The organism is Thiomonas intermedia (assembly GCF_002028405.1).
GTDB lineage: Bacteria > Pseudomonadota > Gammaproteobacteria > Burkholderiales > Burkholderiaceae_C > Thiomonas > Thiomonas intermedia.
In genome coordinates, this window is sequence record NZ_CP020046.1 from 1216954 (window position 1) to 1242462 (window position 25509).

The window sequence follows — 25509 nt, forward strand, 5'->3', positions numbered from 1 at the left end:
GCCCCAAGACGGAGGCAGCCCCCTCGGGGGGCAGCGCAGGCGAAGCCGAAGCGTGGGGGCTCACACTCTCCCCGTGCGATTGATCGAGCGCGGCCATGCTGAGAATGAGCAGGCACAGCTCGGCATACTCCAGCCCCGCCACGCGCGCGGCCATGGGCACCAGCGAGTGGCCAGTCATGCCGGGCGAGGTGTTGATTTCGAGCAGAAAGGGCTGACGGTCGGTGGCGCGGATCATGACATCGGCCCGCGCCCAGCCGCGGCAGCCCAGCGTGCGATAGCTGCGCAGCACCAGGTCCTGAATGCGCGCCTCTTCCTCGGCGGGCAGTTCGCTCGGACAGATATAGCGCGTGTCGTCGCTGAAATACTTGTGTTCGTAGTCGTAGTTGCCGCCCGGCGCGACGATGCGGATGAGCGGCAGCGCCCGGGCCTGGACGCCGGTGCCGATCACCGCGCAGGTGACCTCGTCGCCCTCGATGAACTGCTCGACCAGCACGCGGGAGTCGAAGCGTGCTGCCTCGCGGTAGGCCTCATCCACGCCGTCGGCGCCGTCGGCCCGCTTCAGACCCAGGGTCGAGCCCTCGTGCGTCGCCTTGAAGATCAGCGGAAAACCCAGGGCCTGCGCCGCTTCGCGGGCCTCTTCGAGCGTGCCCACCTCGCGCCATTGCGGCGTCGAGAGGCCTTCGCATTGCCACAGCCGTTTGGTCATGCCCTTGTCGATCGCCAGCGCCGAGGCCAGCACGCCGGGCCCGGTGTAGGGGATGCCCAGCAGTTCCAGCGCGCCCTGCACCGTGCCGTCTTCACCCCAGCGGCCGTGCAGATTGATGAACGCCCGTTGCGCACCGAACGACCGCAGCGCCCCCAGATCATCCACCGAAGGATCGAAGGCGAAGGCATCGACGCCGCGCGACTGCAGCGCCGCGAGCACACCCTTGCCCGACATCAGCGACACCTCGCGCTCGGCCGACAGCCCTCCCATGAGCACTGCGACGCGGCCCAGGCCGCGCGGATCGATCTTGGGCCATGTCGTCATGTCGCGTCTCCCTCTGTGCCGGCCGCCAGCGCCACCACCTGCGCGGCGACGGCGCCTATCGAACCCGCGCCCATGCAGATCACCACATCGCCGTCTCGGGTCATGTCCAGAATGGCCTGGGGCATGTCGCCGATGGCTTCGACAAACACCGGCTCGGTCTTGCCGGCCACGCGCACCGCGCGCGCCAGGCTGCGCCCGTCGGCCGCCACCAGCGGCGCCTCGCCCGCGGCGTAGACCTCGGCCAGCAGCACCGCGTCGGCATCGCCCAACACCTTGACGAAGTCTTCAAACAGATCGCGGGTGCGGGTGTAGCGGTGCGGCTGGAAGGCCAACACCAGCCGACGCCCCGGAAACGCGCCGCGCGCGGCCGCCAGCGTGGCGGCCATCTCGGCGGGGTGGTGGCCATAGTCGTCGATGAGCGTGAACGGGCCGCCATGGGCCGCGCGAACTTCGCCGTAGCGCTGAAAGCGCCGACCCACGCCGGTGAAGCCCGCCAGCGCGCGCTGGATCGCGGCGTCGTCCACATTCAGCTCGGTGGCGATGGCGATGGCCGCCAGCGCGTTCTGCACGTTGTGACGCCCCGGCAGGTTCAGCGTCATGGCCAGGGGCGGCAGTTCCACGCCATTGCGACGCAGCACGGTGAAGCGCATCTGGGCGCCGTCGGCCCGCACGTCGATGGCGCGCACCTGCGCATCCTCGGCAAAGCCGTAGCTGGTGATGGGCTTGGAGATGAACGGCATGATGCCGCGTACCGCCGCGTCGTCCACGCACAACACCGCGGCGCCATAGAAAGGCAGCCGGGCGATGAAATCGACGAAGGCGTGGCGCAGCCGGGCCGGGTCGTGGCCGTAGGTGTCCATGTGGTCGGCGTCGATATTGGTGACCACGGCCATCACTGGCAGCAGATTGAGGAAGGACGCGTCGGATTCGTCCGCCTCGACCACGATGTATTCGCCCTGCCCAAGCTTGGCATGGACGCCCGCGCTGTTGAGCCTGCCGCCGATCACGAAGGTCGGATCGAGCCCGCCCTCGGCCAGCACACTGGCGACCAGACTGGTCGTGGTGGTCTTGCCATGCGTGCCCGCAATCGCGATGCCGCGCTTCAGACGCATCAGCTCCGCCAGCATGACAGCGCGTGGCACGACCGGAATATGGCGTGCGCGCGCCGCGAGCACCTCGGGGTTGTCGGCGCGCACCGCGGTGGAAATCACCACGGCATCGGCGTCCTGCACCTGCGCAGCGTCGTGCCCGATGGCCACGCGCAAACCCAGATCACGCAGTCGGCGCACCGTGGCACTCTCGTTCAGATCCGAGCCGCTGACGCCGTAGCCCAGGTTGTGCAGCACCTCGGCGATACCGCTCATGCCGGCGCCGCCGATGCCGACGAAATGAATCGTGCGAATGGCGTGTTTCATCGCCCCTGTCCCAGCCTTCCTTGTCCTTGCCTTGTTGCGCCACCCGGCAGCAGGGCGATGCAGCCCGCCACCACCGCCTGCACCGCGTCGGGCTGTGCCAGGCCGCGTGCCGCCTGCGCCAGTTGCAGCAGCCGCGCGCGGTCCAGGCTTTGCAGCAGTTCTGCAAGCCTCTGTGCGCTCAGGTCGCGTTGTTGAATCAGCAGCGCCGCATCGCGGCCTGCGAGAAATTGCGCGTTCACCGTCTGGTGATCGTCGACTGCGTGGGGAAACGGCACGAACAGCGCGGCCACGCCCGCGCAGGCCACTTCGGTCACGGTGGAGGCCCCTGCACGGCAGATCACCAGATCAGCCTGCGCATAGGCCGCGGCCATGTCGTCGATGAAGGCCACGCAATCGGCCTGGACACCCGCCTGCGCGTAGGCCTGCTGCAAGGCCGGCAACTGCTTGGCCCCGCTTTGATGGCGCACCTGCGGTCGCGTCTGTTCGGACAGCAGCGCCAGCGCCTGCGGCACCAGCGTATTGAGCGCCTGCGCCCCCAGGCTGCCGCCGACCACGAGCACCTGCAGCGGCCCGCTACGCCCGGCGTAGCGCTGCTCGGGCGCAGGCAAGGCGCAGATCTCGGCGCGAACCGGATTGCCCACCCAGGCGGCACCCGGCAAGGCCTCCGGGAAGGCGCTGTAGCTGCGATCGGCCAGACGCGCCAGCACCTTGTTGGCCAGACCGGCCACCGCGTTCTGCTCATGCACCACCAGCCTGGCCCCGGCCCACACGCTCATCAGTCCGCCGGGAAAGGCGATGTAGCCACCCATGCTGACCACCACATCGGCACCCACCCGCCGCAGGGCGCGCCAAGCCTGCCAGAACGCACGCAGCAGATTCAGCGGCAGCAGCAGCTTGGTCAGCAGCCCCTTGCCACGCAGACCACCGAAGCGCACCCAGAGCATGTCAAAGCCGTGACGCGGCACGAGCTGCGCCTCCATGCCCGTGGGTGCGCCCATCCAGTACACCGTCCAGCCCGCGGCGCGCAGCCCCTCGCCCACGGCCATGCCGGGGAAGATATGACCGCCGGTGCCTCCGGCCATGATGACGGCGACGGGAGCGGTCTGGCTCATACATGACCTCCGCGCATCAGAACCCGGTTCTCGAAATCGACGCGCAGCAGCACGGCGATGGCCATGCAGTTGAGCAGCAGCGCCGAGCCGCCATAGCTCATCAGCGGCAGCGTCAGCCCCTTGGTGGGCAGCAGGCCGAGATTCACGCCGATATTGATGAAGGCCTGGCCGCCGATCCACACACCGATGCCCTGTGCCACCAGGGCGCTGTACATGCGGTCGAGCACCAGCGCCTGGCGGCCGATGTCGAAGGCGCGGCGCACGATCCAGTAGAACGCGAAGATCACCACGCCGACGCCCACCAGCCCGAGTTCCTCACCGATGATGGCCAGCAGAAAGTCGGTATGCGCCTCGGGCAGGTAGTGCAGTTTTTCGATGCTGCCCCCCAGGCCGACGCCGAACCACTCGCCGCGCCCCATGGCAATGAGCGCGTGCGAGAGCTGATAGGCGCTGCCCAGCGCGTTCGACTCCGCCCACGGGTTGAGGTAAGCGAAGATGCGGTCGCGCCGCCACGGCGAGAGCACGATCATCAGCACGAAGGCGCCGATCACGGCCACGCTGGACAGCGCGAACAGCTTCCCGTTGGCCCCGCCCAGAAAGAGGATGGCCAGGGTGATGGACGCGATCACCAGGAAGGCGCCCATGTCCGGCTCGGCCAGCAGCAGCACGCCCACGATCATCATCACCGCCATCATCGGCAGGAAAGTCTTGAAGAAACTCTGCTTCACCTCCTGCTTGCGCGACATGAAATCGGCGGTGTAGATCAGCGCGGTGAGCTTGACCAGCTCGGAGGGCTGGAAGTTCAGCCCGCCGGGCAGCACCACCCAGCGCTTGGAGCCGTTCACATCCTTGCCGATATGCGGCAGCAGCACGAGCACCAGCCCGATCAGCGACAGGAAGAAGAAACGCATCGACCACTTCTGCAGCTCGGCCATCGGAATCTGCACCACGATCCAGCTCGCCAGCAGTGCCGCGGCGATCGAGAACAGATCGCGCATGAAATAGTGATAGGGCGACCACTGCGCGTAGCGCGGCGAATCGTGAAAGGAAATCGTGGCCGAATACACCATGACCAGGCCGTAGGCAAGCAGCAGCAGCGTGACCCAGACCAGGTTCTGGTCGTACTCCAGCATGCGCGAGTTGCGTGGCGCCATGTGGCCCACGCGCACCGGCAGGTCAGCGGACGCCTTGTTGCGCTTGCGGCCGAGGAAGGGCAGCATGCGGTCAAGCATGATCGGCCCCTTCGTTCCAGACCTGTCCACGGCTTTCTGCGAGTGCTCGGACGGCGGCAACGAACACCTCGGCACGGTGGGCGTAGTTGCGGAACATGTCGAGACTGGCGCAGGCGGGTGACAACAACGCCACGTCGCCGGTCTGGGCCAGCGTGGCGGCGCGTTGCACGGCCTGCTCCAGGGACTGTGTCAGTTCGACGGGCGCCAGGTCGCCAAGCTGATCGGCGATGGCCTGGGCATCACGGCCGATGAGGACGGCAGCGCGCAAGCGGGCTGCCTGAGCGCGCAGAGGCGAGAAATCCTGTCCCTTGCCGTCGCCTCCGGCGATGAGCACGACCGGACTCTGCATACCGGCCAGCGCCGCAACCGTGGCGCCGACATTGGTGCCCTTGCTGTCGTCGATCCAGCGCACGTCGTCGATCACGGCCACGGTCTGCATGCGGTGCGGTTCGCCCCGGTAGTCGCGCAGCGCGTGCAGCATGGGCGCCAGGGGCGCGCCGGCCGCGTCGCCCAACGCGAGGGCTGCGAGTGCATTGGCAATGTTGTGCCCGCCCTGGATGCGCAGGGCCTCCGTGGGCATGAGACGCTGCAGGCTCAGCTCGGTGGCGGGTTGCACGGCCGACTTGCCGCGGCGCGCGACGGGCGGTGAAGCCAGTGCGCGCTCGGCCTCGACATCGGGAAGCGCGCGCACCAGCCAGTCGAGGCCGCCCTCACGCGTCACGCCCCAATCGCCAGGCTGTTGCGGCGCCGAAAGACCGAAGCGCCGCAAACGGCGCCCCGGGCGCCGCATCGCCAGCACGGCGGGATCGTCGCGGTTGAGCACCGTGACCCCAGCCGCAGCCTCGCCACCGAAGATGTTGGCCTTGTCGGCGGCATAGGCCGCCATGTCGCCGTGCCAGTCGAGATGATCCTGGGTGAGATTGAGCACCGTGGCGGCGTCCGCGGCGAAGGTCTCCATGCCATGAAGCTGAAAACTGGACAGTTCCAGCACCCACGCGTCCGGAAGATCACCCGCCTGGAGGCTGGCCTGCAGCACGTCGAGCATCGACGGAGAGATGTTCCCCGCCACCGCGACGCTCCAGCCCGCGCGTTCGAGCATCAGCCCGGTCAGGCGGGTCACCGTGGTCTTGCCGTTCGTCCCGGTGATGGCCACGACCTTGGGCGCATAGCCGCGCTCGGCGCGCAAGGCGTCGAGCGCCCACTGGAACAGATGCAGTTCGCCGGCGATGGGCACGCCACGCTCGTTGGCCGCCTGCACGAGGGCGGAAAACGCCGTCGCATGCGGCGCGATGCCCGGGCTGCGCAGCACCAGCTGCACGCCGTCCAGCAGCGCAACATCCAGGCTGCCGCCGTGCACTGGCACCGAGGGCAAATCGCGCTGCAGTACGGCCAGGCCCGGCGGCTCCGACCGGCTGTCGGCCACGCGCACCCTCGCGCCCTGCGCGGAGCACCAGCGTGCCATGGCCAGGCCCGATTCGCCCAGGCCGAGCACGAGAACGGAGAGCGAGCTCAGGTTCATCGCAGTTTCAGGCTCGCAAGGCCCACCAGACAGAGAATCATGGTGACGATCCAGAACCGCACCACGACCTGCGACTCTTTCACCCCGAGCTGCTCGAAGTGATGGTGCAGCGGCGCCATCTTGAAAATGCGCCGCCCCACGCCGTACTTCTTCTTCGTATATTTGAAGTAGGTCACCTGGATCATGACCGACACCGTCTCGGCCACGAACACCCCGCCCATGACCGCGAGCACGATTTCCTGACGCACAATGACGGCGATGGTGCCCAGCGCGCCGCCCAGGGCCAGCGCCCCCACGTCGCCCATGAACACCTGCGCCGGATAGGCGTTGAACCAGAGGAAGGCCAGCCCGGCCCCCACCATGGCGCCGACGAAGATCAGCAACTCGCCCGTGCCGGGAATGAAAGGGAACAGCAGGTATTTGGAATACACCGCGTTGCCCACCACATAGGCAAACACACCCAGCGAGCTGCCGACCATGACCACGGGCATGATGGCCAGGCCGTCGGCGCCGTCGGTCAGGTTGACCGCGTTGCTGCTGCCCACGATGACCAGATAGCTCAGCACGATGAAGCCGGTCACACCCAGTGGATAGCTGACCGACTTGAAGAACGGCACGATGAGGTCGGACACCGGCGGCAAGGGCATGGTCATGCCGCTGCGCAGCCACTCCACGAACAGATGCCAGACCGCGGCATTGCTCTTGCCCGATACCGCAAAGGCCAGATAGAACGCGGCGGCCACGCCGATGAGGGTCTGCCAGAAATACTTGTCGCGCGAACGCATGCCGTTGGGGTCGCGGTACACCACCTTGCGGTAGTCGTCGGCCCAGCCGATGGCACCGAAGCCCAGCGTCACCAGCAGGACCAGCCAGACAAAGCGGTTGCTCAGATCCATCCACAGCAGGGTGGACACGCCGATGGACAGCAGGATGAGCACGCCGCCCATGGTGGGCGTGCCGGTCTTGATGAGGTGGGTCTGCGGACCGTCCTGACGCACCGCCTGGCCGACCTTCATCGCCGTGAGCTTGCGGATCACGGCCGGGCCCGCAAGCAGGCCGATGAACAGGGCCGTGAGCGTGCTCATGACCGCGCGAAAAGTGATGTAGTTGAACACCCGGAAGAAGCGCAGGTCGGGCGAGAGATCCATCAGCCACATGGCCAGGCTATGCAGCATGGGGCACCTCCTGATCGCGGGCGTCGTTGCCGTTCGTGGCCAGTGCCGCGATGTCCTGCACCGCGCGCTCCATGCGCATGAACCGCGAGCCCTTCACCAGCACGGTGTCGAAGCCGTCCAGGTCAGGCGACTGCAAGGCGAAGCCCGTCACATCGGGCTCATGGCGGGCCTCGCGCAGGCCGGCGGCCTGCGCGGCGGCCTGCGTGTGCGCCGTCATCTCGCCACAGGTCCACAAGGCCGCCATGCCGCGTTGCGCGGCGTAGGCGCCCACTTCTGCATGAAAGGCCGGACCCTGGTCGCCCACTTCCCCCATGTCGCCGAGGAGCAGCAGGCTGCGCCCGGGCAGCTCGGCCAGAACGTCGATGGCCGCGCGGACCGAGTCTGGATTGGCGTTGTAGCTGTCGTCGATCAACAGCAGCGCCCGGCCGTCAGCCCTTTTCAGACGATGAGGCACCAGCCGTCCCGCCACCGGGGAAAAGCTCTCGAGGCCGCGGCAGATGGCCTCCAGGGGCGCCCCTGCGGCCAGGGCCGCCGCGGTCGCCGCCAGCGCGTTGCGGGCGTTGTGCCGCCCGAGCAAGGCCAGACCGACTTCGGCATGCCCGGCGGGCGTGTGGAGTTGCAATCGCAGTTGTCCTTCCCGATAGAAGGCCTGACCGCTGACTTCGGCTTCGGGTGCGGAGGTTTCGCCCTCGCGCAAGACAAAGCGCAGGCTTGGCCGCCCCGCGCTCAGCGCCGCCCAGATCGCGGCCTGGGCATCGTCGGCGGGGAACACGGCCACGCCGTCCTGCGGCAGCGCGGCAAGCACGGCGCCGTTCTCCCGGGCGACGGCTTCGACGCTCTGCATGAATTCCTGATGCTCGCGCTGGGCGTTGTTCACCACGGCCACGGTGGGCTCGGCCAGACGGGCCAGCCAGGCGATCTCGCCCGGATGGTTCATGCCCAGCTCGACCACGGCGGCCTGATGCTGCGGACGCAGGCGCAGCAAGGTGAGCGGAACGCCCACGTCGTTGTTGAAATTGCCCCGGGTCGCCAGCCGCCGGTCGTCGCCGTGCCAGGCGGCCAGGATGGAGGCGAGCATCTGCGTCACCGTGGTCTTGCCATTGCTTCCGGTCACGGCGATCAGGGGCAAGGTCTGTTGCCGTCGCCAGCCCCGCGCCAGCAAGCCGAAGGCCCGCAGGCTGTCGGCCACCTCGATACCGGGCAGGCCGGCGGCCGCAATGCCGCGCTCGGCCAGCAAGGCGCTGGCGCCCGCGGCCCTGGCCTGGGGCAGAAACTCATGGGCGTCAAAGCGCTCGCCGCGCAGCGCGACGAACAGGGCGCCGGGCGTGAGCCTGCGGCTGTCGGTTTCCACCGCGACGGGCGCCACGCCGGCTTCGCCGATGAGCTGAGCGCCGGGCCCGATCCAATCACGCGCTTCGCCCAAGGTGCACAGACCCGCGCCCCGCGCAGCCAGCGCCATGCGGGCATGGAAGGCGTCGCTGAAGGCCTGCTTGTGTCCGGCGATCTCCTGAGTGTTCTCGTGGCCTTTGCCGGCAATCAGCACGACATCGTCGACAGCCGCATGGGCAAGGGTCTGGGCGATGGCCAGCGCACGATCTTCCACCGTGGAAAACGGCGTGGCAACCTCGTGCGTCACGCCGGCGAGCAGATCCTGAAGGATGGCTTCGGGCGCCTCACTGCGCGGGTTGTCGCTGGTCAGCACCACGCGGTCGGCGTGGCGCTGCGCGGCCTGGGCCATCAGCGGGCGCTTGCGCGCGTCACGATCACCGCCCGCGCCGAACACGCACCACAGTCTGCCCTGCCGGGCCGCCGTCACGGGGCGCAGGGCCTGCAGCGCCTTGTCCAGCGCGTCGGGCGTGTGGGCATAGTCGATGACGGCCAGGGGCGCGCCATGGCCTCCAAGCATCTGCATGCGACCGGGTACGGCGCGCACGGTGCGCAGCGCGTCTGCAATCTCGGCGGCGTCCATGCCCGTGGTCTGCAACAGAGCCGCCACGACCAGAAGATTGCGCAGGTTGAAGGCGCCGAGTACGGGCAGATCGAGGGGGTGGCGAGCATGGCGATGCACCAGCGTGAATCGCTGGCCCGCGAGGTTCTGCTCCAGGTTCTCGGCACGCCAATCCGCAGGGGCGCTCAACGCAGACGTCTGCACCGCCAGGCCACGGCTGCGGCAGTCTTCCAACAGGGTCGAAGCGCCGAAGGGGTCGTCGATGTCGAGCACGGCATGGCGCAGACCCGGCCAGGCAAACAAGGCCTGCTTGGCGCGCGCATAGGACGCCATATCGCCGTGGTAATCGAGGTGATCCTGGGTGAGATTGGTGAAGGCCGCGGCATGCAGCTCGCAGCCCGCCAGGCGGTGCTCTTCCAGGCCGATGCTCGATGCTTCGATCGCACACCACTCGGCACCCTGTTCACGCAAGATGGCGAGCAGCGCCTGCAGACGCACGGGGTCGGGCGTGGTGAATCCGGTGGACCGCAGGGCGTCGGGCCATCCCGCGCCGAGCGTGCCGATCACCCCGCAGCGCCGTCCCGCTGCGTTCAGGGCCTGGGCGGTCCATAGCGCACAGGAGGTCTTGCCGTTGGTTCCCGTCACCGCCAACAGCTTGACCTGCCGCGACGGATGGTCGTACCAGGCGGCCGCCAGCGGACCCGCCAGGGCCTTGAGGCCATCCACCGCCAGAATGCGCCGATCGGAGAAACCGAAGTGCTGCGCGCCTTCGGCCTCGACCAGCACCGCCGCCGCACCGGCCGCCAGCGCCTGCATGGCGAACTGGCGCGGATCGCGCGCAGCACCCGGCCAGGCGACGAATACCTCGCCCGGCCGCAGGCTGCGACTGTCGGTGGACCAGGGCGCCCGCGGCCCGACCCGCAGATCGCGCAGCGCCTGCAGCACGGCATCGACCGTCTTCATGCGCCCCCCTTCACCAGCCGACCGGCCGGCAGCTGCAAGGCCTGCGCCGTTTGTGCGGGCACCAGATCGGGCTTGACCGGCAGGTCAGGCTGCACGCCCAGAATGCGCAGAGCCTGCGGCACCACGGCGCCGAACACAGGCGCGGAGACCTGGCCCCCGAAGTGTTTGCCGGCCGAGGGCTGGTCCACCGAGACCGCCATCACCAGCACGGGATGGTTGATCGGCGCCAGCCCGACGAATTGGGCCCGGAACAGCTTCTTGTCGTAGCGGCCATCCTTGGCGATCCAGGCCGTGCCCGTCTTGCCGCCCGTGGAATAGCCCGGCACGGCCGCCGCGGGTGCGGTGCCGCCAGGTTGCGTCACCAGCGCCAGCATGCCGCGCATTTCACGCGCCACGGTGGGCGAGACGACCTGCACGCCTTCGGGTGCCTCGTCGTGCTTGAACAAAGTGACCGGGAAGATGCGGCCGCGGTCGGCGAAGATTAGATAGGCATGCGCCAGCTGCAGGGTGGAGACGCCAAGGCCGTAGCCGAACCCCATGGTGATCCGGTCGATCGGACGCCAGCGCTTCATCGGCCGCATGAGCCCGCTGGTGGCGCCCGGAAACTCGATCTGCGGACGCTGACCGAACCCGACCGCCGTGTACATATTCCACTGCACCTGGGCCGGCATCTTGCTCACCACCTGGGAAGTGGCGACGTTGCTCGAATACTGGATGACCTGCGGCAGTTCGATATCGCCGTTGTTGTTGTCGTCGCAGATATTGGCGCCGAAGAACTGCTGGCAGCCCGGCGCGGTGTGGAACACCGTGGTCGGCGTGATGAGCCCGGCCTGCAGCGCCGCACTCAGCGTGATGGGCTTGAGCACGGAGCCCGGCTCGAAGGCGTCGGTCACCGCGTAGTTGCGGATGTCCGACTCGGTCATGCGGCGGCGTGTGTTGGGGTCGAAGCTCGGATAGTTGGCCATGGCCAGGATTTCGCCGGTCTTCGCATCGATCACGACGGCGCTGCCGTTCTTGGCCTTGTTGTCCACCACCGACTGCTTGAGCGCCTGATAGGTGAGGTACTGGATCTTGCTGTCGATCGACAGGCGCACATCCTGCCCATCCACTGGCGGCACGCCGCCCGACACGTCCTCGATCACATTGCCCAGCCGGTCCTTGACGACCTTGCGCACGCCCGGATGGCCAGCCAGGCGCGATTGCAGCGCCAGTTCCATGCCGTCCTGGCCCTGACCCTCGATATTGGAAAAGCCGATGAGCTGCGCTGCCGCCGACCCTTCCGGGTAGTAACGCTTATAGCTGGGCGACTCGTAAATGCCCTTGATGCCCAGCGCCTTGACCTGCTTGGCGATGTCGATGTCCACCTGCCGCTTGAGATAGACAAACTGCTTGTCGGAATCGAGGCGGCGCTTCAGATCGGCGGCGTTCAGGCCCAGCAGCCGCGCGAGCTGCTGCACCTTGCCGTTGTCGGACTCGACCTGGGTCGGATCGGCCCAGATGGTCTTCGCGGGAATGCTCGACGCCAGGATGTTGCCGTTGCGATCGAGAATGCGGCCACGCATGGCCGGCAGCTCGATGGTGCGCACAAAACGCAGCTCGCCCTGATTCTGGTAGAACTGGGTCGTCCAGACCTGCACCCAGAAAGCGCGCAGGGCCAGCGCCGCGAAGGCGGCGAACAACAACCCCTTGACCAGCCAGGCACGGCCCGGCGGCAGCTTGACGTTGAGCAGCGGGCTCTTGTCGTAACTGGCAGCAGGCATGTGAGGGCGCAGCGCAGGATTTTTCATCGGTGCGCTCCCTTGCCGGCTGAACGGGGCTGAGACTGCGGCACGGCGGGCAAGGGCGTCAGCGTCGACTGGCCTTCGTGCACGAACACGGTACGCGCCGCGGTGATCGGGCGCATGTCGAGCTGGGTTCGGGCGATCTGCTCGATGCGCCCCGGCGCACTCATCGCGCGGTACTCCACCTGAAGACGATCCTTGTCCATCTGCAGCTGCTCAGCGCGCTGCTGCGCCACGTCCAGGGCCGCGAAGGTGCGCCTGCCCTGGTACTGCGCGCGCACCACCGACATGGCGCACAGCACCACGACGAACAGGAGCACGAGGTTGATGCGGGTCATGGCTTGCCCCTCAGACCCGTTGCGCCACGCGCAGCATGGCGGAGCGCGACCGCGCGTTGCCGCTGACTTCCGCCGCCGTAGGGCGCAGCCGCGCCACTTCGCTCAAATCCGGCTTGAACTCGGCCGAAAGCCCGGGCACGAAGGGCTGGCGCCGATCGACGGCGGGCGCGCGGGCATGGCGATGAATGAAGCGCTTGATCAGCGCGTCTTCGAGTGAGTGAAAACTGATCACGGCCAGCCGCCCGCCCGGTTTCAGGCAGTCGAGCACCTGGCTCAACGCCGCTTCGATCTGCGCAAGCTCGGCATTGACGTGAATCCGAAGAGCTTGAAACGTGCGGGTGGCCGGATCCTGGCCCGGCTCACGACTCTTGACTGTGGCGGCAACCAGTGCGGCGAGTTCGCCGCTGCGCGCAAGGGGCGCTCCGGCATCGCGGCGAGCCACAATCTTCTTTGCAATCTGGACAGCCGCCCGTTCGTCTCCATAGTCCCTCAGCACGGTTGCAATCTCATCCACACTTGCCGATGCCAGATACTCAGCGACGGTTGGCCCGCTGCTGGTGTCCATGCGCATATCCAGAGGCCCGTCAGCGCGAAAGCTGAATCCGCGCTCGGGTTGATCGAGTTGCGGCGACGACACCCCCAGATCGAACAGCAGCCCGTCGGCCTGCGACACGCCCTGATCGCGCAGCACCCGCGCAAACTCGGAGAACGGCGCATGCGCGATCACAAAACGCGCATCGTGAATCTGGGCCGCGGCTTCGATGGCCTGCGGATCGCGGTCGATCGCAATCAGCCGTCCGGCAGGCGACAGGCGACGCAGGATTTCCCGGCTGTGCCCGCCACGCCCGAAGGTCGCGTCGAGATACACCCCGCTCGGGTCGGTGATCAATTGGTCGACCGCCTCGTGCAGCAACACGGTGCGGTGCGCCGTTTCGGCGCTGGGCGTGGGAGCGTGTTGGCGCATACACGGTCACAACACAATGTCGCGCACGGCATCGGGCATACCTGCCTCGATCACCGCCGCTTCTTGCGCCTGATGTTTGGCGCGATCCCAGATTTCGAAATGCCGACCCATGCCGATGAGATCGACTTCGCGCTCCAGTCCCGCTGCCTGGCGCAACTCGGGCGAAATGAGCACCCGGCCGGTCGCATCCATTTCCGTCTCGGTCGCATGACCCAGATAGATGCGGCGCCAGCCCTGCGCCGCCATCGGCAATTGCATGACTTTGTCGCGGAACCCGACCCATTCATCATCCGAGAACAGCATGAGACAACCGTCAGGGCTCTTGGTCAGCGTGAGCCGACCCTGCGACCGGGCCATCAGCACATCCCGATGCCGGGCAGGCACGGTCATGCGACCCTTGCCGTCCAGATTGAGTGCCGAAATGCCAATGAACATGAATTCGCCCGCGGTTGCCGTGCCCTGGTGGGAGCCCTGAATGTGCAAAGCCCTGCACAATTTCCCACTTTTTTGCACTAATCGCCACTTTAGGGGATGGCGATAGCCGCGGTCAAGCCAGAAACCCTGAAAAATCTTTTACAAAACAAGGACTTAGATACTGTTTATGAAACCAGTAAATAAGCATGTTTCCATTAAAAATGAACGCTTTAGAGCGAGTCGTGAAAGTCTTTTCTAGAAAAAGGCTGCACCAGAGCAACCTCAGAATGCCGAGCAGCACTCAACCTCACCCGCTGGATGCCGAGAAAAAGGGAAAGTGCGAAGCGGAGCTATAAGCCGGATTCTGTGCAGCGCAGGCTTGCGCCGACGCCGTGGCAGCCATTCCTCTAGGCCCCGCATTGCTACGGGGCTCAAGCCACCTACCCGCAGACTCGCGCGGGCCGCGCTGTGCCAGCGTTGCCGCTGGCGTGTCTGCCTATTTGGTGTTGCTCCGGATGGAGGTTGCCGCGTTTCACGTCCACACCGGTTGCCCGGTGTTTACTCGTCTCTGTGGCCCTGTTCGTCACGTCACCGTGCACGGCCGTTAGCCGTCATCCCACCCTATGGAGTCCGGACCTTCCTCGATGCGCGAAGCGCACCGCGACTGCCCACTCCACTTCGCAGATCGGATTATCGTGGATTCACGCTTTGCGCATGCTGGTATGGCCAGTCTCGTCCAGACACTCTCGCTCTTGACCCAGGACAAGGCGCGAGGCATTCAAAGGATTAGATTCGTCGCCTTTACAGTTTTTGCAGTTCAACGAAAGAACACGCTCGTGGCAACCGAACTCTTCAACAATGGCACGCATCTCTGCTTGATGTTCAGCGATCTGGTCGAGGAAAACGCCGACGCCGTCCAGGCCAACCAGTTTCTCATCATTGATCACGGCCACGGCGCGCTCATCGATCCTGGCGGCAATATGACCTTCAACGAGCTGACGCTCACGATGCGCAAATACATGGCGCCGCAGGATCTGCACTATCTGCTGGCCTCGCACGCCGACCCCGACATCATCGCCTCGCTCGATCGATGGATGACGGCCTCCAAGGCCGATCTGGTCATCTCCCGGCTGTGGGCGCGTTTTGCTCCGCACTTTTGCAAACTGGGCAAGACCGACAAACGCATCATCGGCGTACCCGATACGGGGGGCACGCTGCGCCTGGGCGAAAGCGATCTGGTGCTCCTGCCCGCGCATTTCCTGCATGCGGAGGGCAATTTCCAGTTCTACGACCCGATCAGCAAGATCCTGTTTTCTGGCGATCTGGGGGTCTCGCTCGTCAGTGGCGAGCAGGCACGCCGCCCCTATACGAACCTGAGCGACGCCCTACCCCATATGGAAGCCTTCCACCGGCGCTATATGGTGTCCAACAAAATCCTGCGCTATTGGGCCAGCATGGTGCGCACTCTGGACATCGAGATGATCGTGCCGCAGCATGGCGCGCCGATTCGCGGCAAGGCGGCAGTCGCTCAGTTCATCGACTGGGCCGAAAACCTGAGTTGCGGCATCGACCTGATGACCCTGAGCAACTACCGCGTGCCCGACCAGCCCATTCCCCTGGCCGCGTAGATTGCTCAAGCGCCAGTCTGAACCTGCCACTCCATGGCTTCGCCCGCGTGCAAGGGCACGATGTCAGTGTCGGCGTAGGGCAGGTGTTCGGGCACGTTCCAGGGTGTGCGTGTAAGCGTGATGTCACCGCGGTTGCGCGGCAAACCGTAGAACGCGGCGCCGAACCGGCTGGCGAAATCATCGAGCCGGTGCAGCGCATCGCGCTGCTCGAAGGCGGCGCAATAAAGCTCCAGCGCATTCGCCGCGGTAAAGCAGCCAGCACAGCCGCAGGCGGCTTCCTTGGTATGGCGCGCATGCGGCGCCGAATCGGTGCCGAGAAAAAAGCGGTCGTCGCCGCTGGTAGCCGCATCGAGCAGCGCCAGACGATGGGTCTCGCGCTTGAGCACGGGCAGGCAGTAGTAGTGGGGTCGCATGCCGCCCTTGAACATGGCGTTGCGGTTGTGCAGCAGATGGTGCGCGGTGAGGGTTGCCGCCAGGCGGGGCACGCCCTGGTCATCGCGCTCGGACGCCTCGCGCACGAACTGCGCGGCCTGCGCGGTGGTGATGTGCTCGAGCACGATCTTCAGCTCAGGGAAGGCCCGGCGCAAGGCGATGAGATGCCGTTCGATGAAGACCGCCTCGCGGTCGAAGACGTCGACCTCCGGATCGGTGACCTCGCCATGAATGAGCAGCGGCATGCCCACGCGCTGCATCGCTTCGAGCGCAGGATAGATGCGCTTGAGTTCGGTGACGCCACTGTCCGAGTTGGTGGTGGCTCCCGCCGGATAGAGTTTGAAGGCGTGGACGACTCCGCTCTGCCTAGCCTCTTCCACCATCGCCGGCGTAGTGTCGTCGGTGAGGTAGAGGGTCATCAGGGGCGTGAAATCGCTGCCTTCGGGCAAGGCGGCGAGGATGCGGCCCCGGTATTCCAGCGCCTGCTGCAGCCGCACCACCGGCGGCTTGAGATTGGGCATGACGATGGCCCGCGCGAACTGCCTGGCCGTCCAGGGCAAGGCATCGCGCAGCGCGGCGCCATCGCGAAGGTGCAGATGAAAATCGTCGGGACGGGTGAGTGTGAGCGTCTGAATCGAGGTCATATCGGCGGCAAAAACAGCAACGCCGACATGCTACGCCCGCCCTGCGACAGCGCTTTAAACGCTGTGAATGAATCCGGCGCCACCGAGTGCAACGCCGAGTGGGGACGCCAGCGCGGCATGCTCGGGAGTGGCGGATTTGTTCACAACGTCTCAGTGCTGCAGGATCTTTGCCAGGAAATGCGCCGCGCGCTCACTGCGCTGCTCGCTGGGCGAGAAAAACTGCGACGTGGGACAGTCCTCCACGACACGCCCCGCGTCCATGAAGACCACGCGGTGAGACACCTTGCGGGCAAATCCCATTTCATGCGTGACCACCATCATGGTCATGCCCTCCTCGGCCAGCTTGACCATCACGTCGAGCACTTCACCGACCATCTCGGGATCGAGGGCCGAAGTGGGTTCGTCGAACAGCATCGCGATCGGGTCCATCGACAGGGCGCGGGCAATCGCCACGCGTTGCTGTTGACCGCCGGATAGCTGTCCTGGGAACTTGTCTTTGTGCGAGGACAGGCCGACTCGATCAAGATAGAGCAGGCCCTTTTCCCGCGCCTCGGCCTTGCTGCGCCCCAGAACCTTGATCTGCGCCAGCGTGAGGTTGTCCGCCACCGTCAGATGCGGGAACAGCTCGAAGTGCTGAAACACCATGCCCACACGCGAACGCAGTTTGGGCAGATCGGTCTTCGGGTTGGCAATCGACGTGCCATCCACCACCACATCACCCTTCTGGAACGGCTCCAGCGCATTCACGCACTTGATCAGGGTGGACTTGCCCGAGCCCGAGGGCCCGCACACCACCACGACCTCGCCGCGCGCGATCTGCGTGGAGCAATCGGTGAGAACCTGGAAATCGCCGTACCACTTGCTGATCTGGCGAATGTCGATCATGGGCGCTGCCGCACCCTGAACAGGAGTCTGATTCATGGAACGATCCATAGAGGTCAATTAGCGCACGATGGCGATGCGCCGATGCAGGCGTTTGACGCCTTGCGACAGCAAAAAACTAAGCACGAAATACACCACCGCAACCAGGGTGTACATCTCCACTACGCGACTGTCGCGTTGGGCGATCTTCACGGCGGCACCGACAAAATCGGTGACGTTCAGCAGCGCCACGAGCGACACGTCCTGAAACAGCACGATGGTCTGGGTCAGCAGGACGGGCAGCATATTGCGCAGGGCCTGCGGCAGAATGATCAGACGCATCGACTGCGCATAGGTCAGGCCCAGTGCGTATGCGGCGCCCAACTGGCCCTTGGGAATACTCTGGATGCCGGCGCGCACGATCTCCGCGAAATACGCGGCCTCGAAGAGGATGAAGGTCACATAGGCCGATCGCTCGGCACCGATCTTGGGTGGATAGTCCGCACCGCTGAGCGATTGCAGCATGACCGGCACGAGGAAGTAGAACCAGAAGATGACCAGCAGCAGCGGAATCGAGCGCATCAGATTGATGTATCCCGCTGCCAGGGTGGACAGCCACTTCAGGTGCGACAGCCTCGCCAGCGCCAGGAGAATGCCCAGCAGGGTGCCGCCAATCGCCGCCACCACGGTGAGCTGCACGGTATAGGCCAGGCCCTTGAGCAGAAAGGGCATGACCGAGACGATGGAGGAAAAGTCGAATCCGCCCATCACTTGCTCCCGCCCATATAGCCGGGCACGGCCGAGGCACGTTCCACCCACGCCATGATGCGATTGATGGAAAACGCCACGGCCACATACAGCACCGTGGCGGCGCCAAAGGCCGCGAAGTAGCGGAACGTCATCTCGCCCATCTCCCGCGTACGGAAGAACAGCTCCGTCAGGCCGATGGAGTAGGCAACCGCCGAATTCTTCACCAGGTTCATCGACTCGGATGTGAGCGGCGGAATGATGATGCGATACGCCATGGGCAGCAGCACATAGCGGTAAGTCTGCGTCGGCGTCAGCCCCAGGGCCAGCCCGGCCAAGGTCTGCCCGCGCGGCAACGACTGGATGCCCGACTTCACTTGCTCGGCGATGCGCGCCGCGGTGAACAGGCCAAGGCAGACCACGGCGGTCAGGATCTGGAAGGTGCCGGGATCGACGTCGTTGGCGAATCGCTTCAAAGGCGGAATCACGCTGGGCAGCACGAAATACCAGATGAAGAACTGCACCAGAAGGGGAATATTGCGGAACAGTTCCACGTAGGCATTACCCAAGGTGACCCAGAATCGGCTCTTGGTCGTTCGCACGACCCCCAGCACCGAACCCAGCACCATGGCGATGATCCAGGCGCAGACCACGAGGATCAGGGTGTACTCAAGCCCCGAGAGCAGGGACATGCCCCAGGTCGTGTCGCCATCGGGCGTGTCTTCCAGAAAAATGCCTAAGCCCAGCATGTCATCCCCTCGACGGAATTCTTGGTGTGCAAGGAAAAAAGCCGGCAGAACTGCCGGCTTGGCTCCGTATCCGCAAGGCGCAGCTTATTCGACGCCCTTGTCGTTCGGATGGGCAAAGGCCTCCTTGATCGCCGGCGTTTCCGGGAAGTTCAGATTGATGCCCTTGGGCGGGATCGGGCTGGTGAACCACTTGGCGTAGATCTTGTTGATCTCGCCCGACTTCATGACGCCGTCGATGGTCTTGTCGACCAGCGCCTTGAACTGCGGATCATCCTTGCGCAACATCATGCTGTAGGGCTCCTGGCGCAGCGAGCCCGGCAGGATCTTGTAGGCCGACGGGTCCTTGGAGTTGGCGATCTGGCCCGCCAGCAGGATGTCGTCCATCACGAAGGCTGCGGCGCGGCCATCGGCCATCAGCAGGAAGCTCTCGGCATGATCCTTGCCGTAGATTTCCTTGAAGTCCATGTCCTTGGTCTTTTCATACTTCTTCAGCAGCGGCACAGCGGTGGTGCCAGATGTGGTGACGATGTTCTTGCCACCGAGCTGGGCGAAGTCGTTGATGCCCGAATCTTTCTTCACCGCCGCGGTCACGTTGATGACGAAATAGGTCGGCCCGAAAGACACCTGCTTCTGGCGGGCCACCGAATTCGTGGTGGAGCCGCACTCCAGATCGATGGTGCCGTTCTCCAGCAGGGGAATGCGGTTGCTGGAGGTCACGGGTGCGTAGCTGACCTTCAGATCGGGCATTTTCAGATCGGCCTTGACGGCATCGACCACCTTGCCGCAAAGCTCCATGGCGTAGCCGACGGGTTTGCCGGTATTGTCGAGATAGGAGAAGGGAATCGACGACTCGCGGTAGCCGACGGTGATGCTGCCCGTGTCTTTGACCTTCTTGAGCGTGCCCGTGAGTTCGGCCGCCTGAACGCTGGACAACGCCGCCGCGGCCAGAACGGTCAAACCAAACAGTTTCTTGATCATGCGAATCTCCGTGTAGGTAGAAGTGAACGTATTGGGCAAGTGTAACCGTACGTCACAGTTGCGCAATAGGTGTATGCAATTGCTGTTCCGGCCTCTCGCCCAACGCGCGCATGCGCCGTTTTCAAGCCATCGCCGTGGATTCGCTATCGAGCCTCAGACCATCCTGCTGCAAGGTCCACATGCGGGCGTACAGACCTTGGGCCCGGAGCAGTTGGGCGTGGGTGCCCCGTTCCACCACGCGTCCTTTGTCCACCACCAGGATCTGATGCGCATCGACCACGGTGGACAGGCGGTGGGCAATGACCAGGGCCGTGCGGTCGCGCGAGGCGGCGCGAATCTCGGCCTGAATCGCCTTTTCGTTGTGTGAGTCGAGCTGCGAGGTGGCCTCATCGAAGATCAGGATGGGCGGGTTTTTCAACAAGGCGCGGGCAATCGCAACACGTTGCTTCTCACCACCCGACAGCTTGAGCCCGCGCTCGCCCACCTGCGTGTCGTAGCCCAGGGGCGTGCTGACGATGAAGTCATGAATATGGGCAGCGCGCGCCACAGCTTCCACCTCGGCCGCTGTGGCGCCCGGCTTGCCATAGGCAATGTTGTAGCCCATGGTGTCGTTGAACAGCACCGTGTCCTGCGGCACGATGCCGATGGCGCGGCGCACGCTGGCCTGTGTCACCTGCGAAACATCCTGCCCGTCGATCAAGATACGGCCGGCCTCGGGCGCGTAGAAACGGAACAGCAGGCGCGCCAGCGTGGATTTTCCGGCACCGGAAGGCCCGACGATGGCCAGTGTCGTACCGGCCGGAACGACAAAATCCAGTCCATCGAGAATAAGGCGCTCGGGGTGGTAACCAAAGCGCACGCTCTCGAAACGAACCTCGCCCCGACCGACCTGCAACGGCAGGGCCTGCGGCGCGTCCCTGATCTCCTGATGCTCCTCCAGAATGGTGAACATGCGCTCGAGATCGGTGGTGGATTGCCGGATCTCGCGGTAGATCACGCCGAGGAAATTCAGCGGGGCATAGAGCTGCAGCATGAACGCGTTGACCAGAACCAGATCGCCCAGGTTCATGCTGCCGTTCACGACACCCACGGTCGCCCGCCACACCAACAGCGTCACGGCCGTGGCGATGATCACACTCTGCCCGAGGTTGAGGAGCGAGAGCGAATTCTGCGACTTGATCGCCGCATGCATCCAGCTCCTGAGGTTGTCGTCGTAGCGTGCCGACTCCAGGGCCTCATTGCCAAACATCTTCACCGTTTCGTAGTTCAGCAGGGCGTCGATGGCTCGCTGGTTGGCGCGCGAATCCTGGGTGTTCATGTCACGGCGCAATTGGGTGCGCCACTCGGTCACGGTGATGGTGAATCCGACATACATCACCAGCGCGATCAGCGCGATGCCGGCAAACCAGATGTCGTACTTGACCAGCAGGATGCCGATGACCAGCGCCATCTCCACCAGAGTGGGCAAAATACTGTAGAGGGTGAACGACACCAGGCTGGAGATGGCGCGCGTGCCCCGCTCCATATCGCGCGACATCCCCCCCGTCTGACGCTCCAGGTGATAGCGCATGCTCAGACTGAACAGATGATCGAAAACCTGCAGCGCGACCTTGCGCACGGCCCCCTGCGTCACCCGGGAAAACACGACCTCGCGCAATTCAGTGAAGAGCGACACGCTCAAGCGAAGCAAGCCGTAGGCAACCAACAGCGCCACCGGCACGACGAGCACAGCACGGGCGTCTCCAGGCCTGAGGTCGAGCGCGTTGACGATGTCCTTGAGCACCAGCGGCACGCCTACGTTCGACAGCTTGGCGGCGATCATCATCAACAACGCCAACACCACGCGGGCGCGGTATTCCCAGAGGTAAGGCCAAAGCGCTGAAATCACCGCCCAGCGCGATCGCGTCGGGGTGGCAGAAGGGGATGACTCCGGCATGGCGGAGGAGTTTCTCGCGTGCATGGAATGAACGGTTCGGGCTCCCTCCGCCGCGAACAGGCGGGGCAGCTCACACAAAGGGATTCAGCGAGCCCGCCCATCGGTGTCGCGATCACACACCCGTTGGCAAACCGGGATGCAACCACGTTCAGCCGCGTATGCAGGGGCTCCTTAAACTACGGGTTTTGATTATCTGCGCCGAAACGGCGCTCTGCTCGGAGCCTTCCATGACCCCTGTTCCCCAACTCCCCGACCGCGCCCCGACGTTGCGCATTCAGGCCCGCCCTGCCGACGTCAATATGCACGGCGACATCTTCGGCGGCTGGATCATGGCGCAGGTCGACATCGCTGGCGGCATCACGGCCGCCTGGCGCGCCAAAGGCCGCGTCGCCACCGTGGCGGTGAAGGAGTTTCTGTTCAAGCAACCGGTTCTGGTCGGCGATGTGCTGTCGTTCTTCACCGAAATCGACCATGTCGGCAACACCTCGGTCACCGTGCGGGTGGAGGTCTACGCGCAGCGCACACCGTCGAATGTCGAGGTCATCAAAGTCACCGATGCCCTGCTGACCTATGTCGCGGTCGGAGCCGACCGCCGGCCTCGACCGGTGGATCAGTCCTGACCCTGCGCGCCGCAAACGACAAGGCCGCCTTCAGGATTTCCATCGGGCGGCCTTGTCGTTTTTCAAGACGCTGATTACTTGCTTTCGCCCTCGGCGGCAGCAGCACCTTCGTCGCTCACGCCACCCGCTGGCGGGCTGACCGTCACGACGGCAGGATTGTCCACCCCGTGCATGAGCACCGTCACGCCCTTGGGCAGCTTGAGGTCGTTGACGTGCACGCTCTGGTGCAGCACCAAGCCACTCAGATCGACCGCGATGAACTCGGGCAGGTCGGCCGGCAGGCAGGACACTTCCACTTCGTTCATCACGTGGTTGACCAGGCCATGGCTGAGCTTGACCGCGGGAGAGTTCTCCGCGCCGGTGAAGTGCAGCGGCACCTTCATCGCAATCTTGTGCCCCGCGTCGACGCGCTGGAAATCGATGTGCAGCACCAGTTGCTTGTAGGGGTGCATCTGGTAGTCGCGCAACAGCACCTGGCTGGTCTTGCCGGCCACGTCCATGTCCAGAACGGACGAATGGAACTGCTCCTTCTTCAGCGCGTGAAACAACGCGTTGTGATCGAGCTCGATCATCTGGGGCGCTTGCTCGCCACCGTAAATGATGCCGGGAGTCTTCCCGGCACGACGCAGGCGGCGGCTCGCACCAGTGCCCTGCAAACTACGTTCGAATGCGACGACTTTCATGTCGACTCCTGAAAAAGGGGCCATGCCCCGTGGTAAACGGCGCCTGCGACCAGCGCCGTGAGAACCCGCCGGAATCGGCGGACAAAAGAATCAGAAAAGGGTTTCCTGCTCGTTGAACAGTTGCAGCACCGAGCCGCCGTAAGCAATGCGCTGAATGGTCTGCGCAATGAGCGAGGCCGCGGAAAGCTGGCGGATCTTGCCGCATTCGCGCGCTTCCTCGCGCAGCGGAATGGTGTTGGTGACGACCAGTTCGTCGATGGCGCTGTTCTGCAGGCGCTGAATGGCGGGGCCGGACAGCACCGGGTGAGTGCAATAGGCCATGACCCGTTTGGCACCGCGCGTCTTGAGCACCTCGGCGGCTTTGGTCAGCGTGCCGGCGGTGTCCACCATGTCGTCCATGATGATGCAGTTGCGCCCTTCGATCTCGCCGATGACGTTCATCACCTCCGAAACGTTCGGCTTGGGGCGGCGCTTGTCGATGATGGCCAGATCACAGTCCATCAATTTGGCCAGCGCGCGGGCACGCACCACGCCGCCGATGTCGGGCGAGACAACGATGAGATCACTGTAATTCTTCTCGCGCAGATCCGACAACAAGATCGGTGAGGCGTAGATGTTGTCGACCGGAATATCGAAGAAGCCCTGCACCTGGTCGGCGTGCAGATCCATGGTGACCACCCGCGCAACGCCGGCCGCCTGCAGGACGTTGGCCACGACTTTCGCCGTGATGGGCACACGTGCGGACCGAGGGCGCCGATCCTGCCGCGCGTAACCGAAATAGGGGATGACGGCCGTGATGCGCTCGGCCGAGGCACGCTTGAGTGCATCGACCATGATGAGCAGTTCCATCAGGTTGTCATTGGTCGGCGCACAGGTGGACTGGACGATGAACACCTCGCGCGCCCGGACGTTCTGTTGGATCTCGACGGTCACTTCACCGTCCGAGAACCTGCCGATGTAGGCCTGGCCAAGGCCGATACCGAGTTGTTCCGCAACTTCCTGGGCAAGCGCCGGATTGGCATTGCCGGTGAACAGAATAAAGTCCGCCGGATTCGGTGTCATGGTGGAGTGTTGCGCGATTACTGCGCCTGAAATGCCGGGGCATCTGACCACCCTGGCAAAGCCCGCGGTCTGCAGCGCCGCAGGCGAAACGCTTTCAAAATTCGGCTTTCAAAAATCGTGGCTGGGGAGGAAGGACTCGAACCCTCGCATGCCGGAATCAAAATCCGGTGCCTTAACCAACTTGGCGACTCCCCAACATCATCCGCACGCGGCGAATGACTAAAAAACCGTTTGCCTTCTTGCGCTGCGCGTTCGCAACGCAAGGCCGACATTATGCTTGAATCCAGTGCTGCAAGGGATGCTCGCGCAATCCCTTGCATAGTCGGCCCCTCCAGCCCGCTGGCCATGAGGCCGGCACACCTGCCGGTAAACCGCCCTCGTCCTGCAATCCTTGCACGACTGAAGCGTCGACCAAGGCAAAAACTGCACTACCCGAGCCCGTCATCCGCACCTCGAAGCGCAGCCCAGATGGCCTGCGATCCAGTTCAGCGCGTACGGCCTGCATCGCCCGAGCCACTTCGGGCTCCAGCGCGACGGCGCCAGGCTGCAAATCGTTCCTGCCCCACAATGGGCTTGCTCCCTTGGCGGGGGAAAAGCCCAATTCGTCCGGAACATTCATCCCTCGGTCAGCGCCTTGCCCTTGCCCACCAGACTCGCAAAATTTGCCAAGCCATTCAGCAAAGCCTGCTATTTTTGCTTCGGCCCTTGGGGTTGTCAAGTCGAGGGTGGAAAACACGGCGCCTGTGGACAGGCCGCGTCCTGGATGCACCACAGCAAACCAGGGTGTGGGCAGCAGGATGGCCTGCAGCTTCTCGCCCACACCTTCCGCCCAGGCATTGCGGCCGAAGATGAAGATGGGCACGTCGGCGCCGAGCTGCAGGGCAAGGCTCATGAGGTCGGCGCGCGACAGATCGAGACGCCACAGACGGTTGAGCCCGATCAGCACCGTGGCCGCGTCTGAGCTGCCGCCGCCGAGTCCGGCCTGCTGCGGAATGGACTTGCGCAGATGAATGTCGACTCCGCTCCGGCACCCGGTGAACTCCTGGAGCAGACGCGCCGCGCGCACGCAGAGATCGTCCTGCGGCAGATCGTCCGCTCCGATTCTGCGAATGACCCCGTCGTCACGGCGGATCAGATCGATGGCGTCGTTCCAATCGATGAACTGAAAGACCGTCTGCAGGGTGTGATAGCCGTCCGGCCGCCTGCCGGTGATGTGGAGAAACCAGTTGATCTTTGCCGGCGCGGGCAGATTGAACAGGGCGCGCATGAACGAAACCA

21 protein-coding genes, 1 tRNA gene, 1 other RNA gene and 1 pseudogene are annotated in these 25509 nt (G+C 64.9%); 2 read left to right on the plus strand and 22 right to left on the minus strand.

All coding sequences use genetic code 11. The features are described from left to right. Positions 1-82: 82 nt before the first annotated feature. The 12 genes and pseudogenes from BVH73_RS05685 to rnpB all read right to left on the minus strand — a co-directional run. Positions 83-1030: pseudogene (locus tag BVH73_RS05685) on the minus strand (D-alanine--D-alanine ligase); the annotation flags it as partial. Then, positions 1027-2445 carry a UDP-N-acetylmuramate--L-alanine ligase gene (gene murC, locus BVH73_RS05690; protein WP_079416881.1) on the minus strand — a complete coding sequence of 473 codons (1419 nt, stop codon included), beginning with the start codon at positions 2443-2445 and terminating at the stop codon, positions 1027-1029. The pseudogene BVH73_RS05685 and the gene murC, both read right to left, overlap by 4 nt. After that, complete coding sequence (gene murG, locus BVH73_RS05695) at positions 2442-3557, minus strand: undecaprenyldiphospho-muramoylpentapeptide beta-N-acetylglucosaminyltransferase (protein WP_079416883.1); 1116 nt, start codon at positions 3555-3557, stop codon at positions 2442-2444. Before murG ends, murC begins: the two co-directional genes overlap by 4 nt. After that, positions 3554-4789, minus strand: coding sequence for a putative lipid II flippase FtsW (ftsW, locus tag BVH73_RS05700; RefSeq protein ID WP_079416885.1), 1236 nt, complete (start codon positions 4787-4789; stop codon positions 3554-3556). Before ftsW ends, murG begins: the two co-directional genes overlap by 4 nt. Further along, positions 4782-6308 carry a UDP-N-acetylmuramoyl-L-alanine--D-glutamate ligase gene (murD, locus tag BVH73_RS05705; protein WP_079416887.1) on the minus strand — a complete coding sequence of 509 codons (1527 nt, stop codon included), beginning with the start codon at positions 6306-6308 and terminating at the stop codon, positions 4782-4784. Before murD ends, ftsW begins: the two co-directional genes overlap by 8 nt. Continuing rightward, positions 6305-7483 (minus strand): phospho-N-acetylmuramoyl-pentapeptide-transferase, encoded by a 1179-nt coding sequence (mraY, locus tag BVH73_RS05710; RefSeq protein ID WP_079416889.1) that lies wholly within the window; start codon positions 7481-7483, stop codon positions 6305-6307. Before mraY ends, murD begins: the two co-directional genes overlap by 4 nt. Continuing rightward, a complete protein-coding gene (gene murF, locus BVH73_RS05715; protein ID WP_079416891.1) occupies positions 7473-10394 on the minus strand; it encodes a bifunctional UDP-N-acetylmuramoyl-L-alanyl-D-glutamate--2,6-diaminopimelate ligase MurE/UDP-N-acetylmuramoyl-tripeptide--D-alanyl-D-alanine ligase MurF in 2922 nt (973 codons plus the stop codon). Before murF ends, mraY begins: the two co-directional genes overlap by 11 nt. Then, on the minus strand, positions 10391-12181 hold the full coding sequence (locus tag BVH73_RS05720) for a peptidoglycan D,D-transpeptidase FtsI family protein (RefSeq protein WP_079416893.1): 1791 nt from the start codon (positions 12179-12181) through the stop codon (positions 10391-10393). The genes murF and BVH73_RS05720 overlap by 4 nt, the downstream gene beginning before the upstream one ends. Then, positions 12178-12513 (minus strand): cell division protein FtsL, encoded by a 336-nt coding sequence (gene ftsL, locus BVH73_RS05725; RefSeq protein WP_079416895.1) that lies wholly within the window; start codon positions 12511-12513, stop codon positions 12178-12180. The genes BVH73_RS05720 and ftsL overlap by 4 nt, the downstream gene beginning before the upstream one ends. A gap of 10 nt (positions 12514-12523) precedes the next feature. After that, positions 12524-13477 (minus strand): 16S rRNA (cytosine(1402)-N(4))-methyltransferase RsmH, encoded by a 954-nt coding sequence (rsmH, locus tag BVH73_RS05730; protein WP_079416897.1) that lies wholly within the window; start codon positions 13475-13477, stop codon positions 12524-12526. Positions 13478-13483: 6 nt separating this feature from the next. After that, entirely contained in the window at positions 13484-13912 is a 429-nt protein-coding gene (mraZ, locus tag BVH73_RS05735) for a division/cell wall cluster transcriptional repressor MraZ (protein WP_079420378.1), read from the minus strand. Positions 13913-14228: 316 nt separating this feature from the next. Then, positions 14229-14571: RNase P RNA component class A (gene rnpB / locus BVH73_RS05740), an RNA gene on the minus strand. A gap of 156 nt (positions 14572-14727) precedes the next feature. Between rnpB and BVH73_RS05745 the strand changes: the two genes are divergently transcribed. Further along, entirely contained in the window at positions 14728-15519 is a 792-nt protein-coding gene (locus tag BVH73_RS05745; RefSeq protein WP_079416899.1) for an oxygen-binding di-iron domain-containing protein, read from the plus strand. Between the two features lie 5 nt (positions 15520-15524). Here BVH73_RS05745 and pyrC read toward each other — a convergent pair whose 3' ends face one another. From pyrC to BVH73_RS05775, 6 genes are all read right to left on the minus strand, one after another. Beyond that, positions 15525-16595: a dihydroorotase gene (gene pyrC, locus BVH73_RS05750; RefSeq protein WP_079416901.1), complete on the minus strand. Its 1071-nt coding sequence runs from the start codon at positions 16593-16595 to the stop codon at positions 15525-15527. A 150-nt stretch (positions 16596-16745) separates the two neighbouring features. Then, complete coding sequence (locus BVH73_RS05755) at positions 16746-17480, minus strand: amino acid ABC transporter ATP-binding protein (protein WP_079416904.1); 735 nt, start codon at positions 17478-17480, stop codon at positions 16746-16748. Positions 17481-17537: 57 nt separating this feature from the next. After that, positions 17538-18224 (minus strand): amino acid ABC transporter permease, encoded by a 687-nt coding sequence (locus BVH73_RS05760; protein WP_079416906.1) that lies wholly within the window; start codon positions 18222-18224, stop codon positions 17538-17540. Beyond that, complete coding sequence (locus tag BVH73_RS05765; protein ID WP_079416908.1) at positions 18224-18952, minus strand: amino acid ABC transporter permease; 729 nt, start codon at positions 18950-18952, stop codon at positions 18224-18226. The genes BVH73_RS05760 and BVH73_RS05765 overlap by 1 nt, the downstream gene beginning before the upstream one ends. Before the next feature lie 84 nt (positions 18953-19036). Beyond that, positions 19037-19930, minus strand: a complete 894-nt coding sequence (locus BVH73_RS05770) for a transporter substrate-binding domain-containing protein (RefSeq protein WP_079416910.1) — start codon at positions 19928-19930, stop codon at positions 19037-19039. Positions 19931-20051: 121 nt separating this feature from the next. Beyond that, on the minus strand, positions 20052-21890 hold the full coding sequence (locus tag BVH73_RS05775; protein WP_079416912.1) for an ABCB family ABC transporter ATP-binding protein/permease: 1839 nt from the start codon (positions 21888-21890) through the stop codon (positions 20052-20054). Positions 21891-22093: 203 nt separating this feature from the next. On the opposite strand from BVH73_RS05775, the gene BVH73_RS05780 reads away from it, so the two are divergent. Beyond that, a complete protein-coding gene (locus BVH73_RS05780; RefSeq protein WP_079416914.1) occupies positions 22094-22486 on the plus strand; it encodes an acyl-CoA thioesterase in 393 nt (130 codons plus the stop codon). A gap of 74 nt (positions 22487-22560) precedes the next feature. Here the strand turns inward: BVH73_RS05780 and BVH73_RS05785 are convergent, their stop codons facing one another. From BVH73_RS05785 to ispE, 4 genes are all read right to left on the minus strand, one after another. Then, positions 22561-23169 carry a 50S ribosomal protein L25/general stress protein Ctc gene (locus BVH73_RS05785; protein WP_079416916.1) on the minus strand — a complete coding sequence of 203 codons (609 nt, stop codon included), beginning with the start codon at positions 23167-23169 and terminating at the stop codon, positions 22561-22563. Between the two features lie 90 nt (positions 23170-23259). Continuing rightward, on the minus strand, positions 23260-24231 hold the full coding sequence (locus tag BVH73_RS05790) for a ribose-phosphate pyrophosphokinase (protein WP_079416918.1): 972 nt from the start codon (positions 24229-24231) through the stop codon (positions 23260-23262). 118 nt (positions 24232-24349) lie between these two features. Next, positions 24350-24426, minus strand: a tRNA-Gln gene (locus BVH73_RS05795). A gap of 76 nt (positions 24427-24502) precedes the next feature. Beyond that, positions 24503-25498 (minus strand): 4-(cytidine 5'-diphospho)-2-C-methyl-D-erythritol kinase, encoded by a 996-nt coding sequence (gene ispE, locus BVH73_RS05800; RefSeq protein WP_079416920.1) that lies wholly within the window; start codon positions 25496-25498, stop codon positions 24503-24505. Positions 25499-25509: the final 11 nt, after the last annotated feature.

What these genes read in the sequence shown, in the direction of transcription:
- pyrC (WP_079416901.1), bottom strand. Translation starts at nt 16,595, where the DNA reads ATGACCTCGATTCAGACGCTCACACTCACCCGTCCCGACGATTTTCAT.
- ispE (WP_079416920.1), bottom strand. Translation starts at nt 25,498, where the DNA reads ATGCGCGCCCTGTTCAATCTGCCCGCGCCGGCAAAGATCAACTGGTTT.
- ftsL (WP_079416895.1), bottom strand. Translation starts at nt 12,513, where the DNA reads ATGACCCGCATCAACCTCGTGCTCCTGTTCGTCGTGGTGCTGTGCGCC.
- ftsW (WP_079416885.1), bottom strand. Translation starts at nt 4,789, where the DNA reads ATGCTTGACCGCATGCTGCCCTTCCTCGGCCGCAAGCGCAACAAGGCG.
- BVH73_RS05785 (WP_079416916.1), bottom strand. Translation starts at nt 23,169, where the DNA reads ATGAAAGTCGTCGCATTCGAACGTAGTTTGCAGGGCACTGGTGCGAGC.
- murC (WP_079416881.1), bottom strand. Translation starts at nt 2,445, where the DNA reads ATGAAACACGCCATTCGCACGATTCATTTCGTCGGCATCGGCGGCGCC.
- BVH73_RS05765 (WP_079416908.1), bottom strand. Translation starts at nt 18,952, where the DNA reads ATGCTGGGCTTAGGCATTTTTCTGGAAGACACGCCCGATGGCGACACG.
- BVH73_RS05780 (WP_079416914.1), top strand. Translation starts at nt 22,094, where the DNA reads ATGACCCCTGTTCCCCAACTCCCCGACCGCGCCCCGACGTTGCGCATT.
- BVH73_RS05720 (WP_079416893.1), bottom strand. Translation starts at nt 12,181, where the DNA reads ATGAAAAATCCTGCGCTGCGCCCTCACATGCCTGCTGCCAGTTACGAC.
- murG (WP_079416883.1), bottom strand. Translation starts at nt 3,557, where the DNA reads ATGAGCCAGACCGCTCCCGTCGCCGTCATCATGGCCGGAGGCACCGGC.
- BVH73_RS05775 (WP_079416912.1), bottom strand. Translation starts at nt 21,890, where the DNA reads ATGCACGCGAGAAACTCCTCCGCCATGCCGGAGTCATCCCCTTCTGCC.
- mraZ (WP_079420378.1), bottom strand. Translation starts at nt 13,912, where the DNA reads ATGTTCATTGGCATTTCGGCACTCAATCTGGACGGCAAGGGTCGCATG.
- BVH73_RS05790 (WP_079416918.1), bottom strand. Translation starts at nt 24,231, where the DNA reads ATGACACCGAATCCGGCGGACTTTATTCTGTTCACCGGCAATGCCAAT.
- BVH73_RS05770 (WP_079416910.1), bottom strand. Translation starts at nt 19,930, where the DNA reads ATGATCAAGAAACTGTTTGGTTTGACCGTTCTGGCCGCGGCGGCGTTG.
- murF (WP_079416891.1), bottom strand. Translation starts at nt 10,394, where the DNA reads ATGAAGACGGTCGATGCCGTGCTGCAGGCGCTGCGCGATCTGCGGGTC.
- murD (WP_079416887.1), bottom strand. Translation starts at nt 6,308, where the DNA reads ATGAACCTGAGCTCGCTCTCCGTTCTCGTGCTCGGCCTGGGCGAATCG.
- BVH73_RS05755 (WP_079416904.1), bottom strand. Translation starts at nt 17,480, where the DNA reads ATGATCGACATTCGCCAGATCAGCAAGTGGTACGGCGATTTCCAGGTT.
- BVH73_RS05760 (WP_079416906.1), bottom strand. Translation starts at nt 18,224, where the DNA reads ATGGGCGGATTCGACTTTTCCTCCATCGTCTCGGTCATGCCCTTTCTG.
- mraY (WP_079416889.1), bottom strand. Translation starts at nt 7,483, where the DNA reads ATGCTGCATAGCCTGGCCATGTGGCTGATGGATCTCTCGCCCGACCTG.
- rsmH (WP_079416897.1), bottom strand. Translation starts at nt 13,477, where the DNA reads ATGCGCCAACACGCTCCCACGCCCAGCGCCGAAACGGCGCACCGCACC.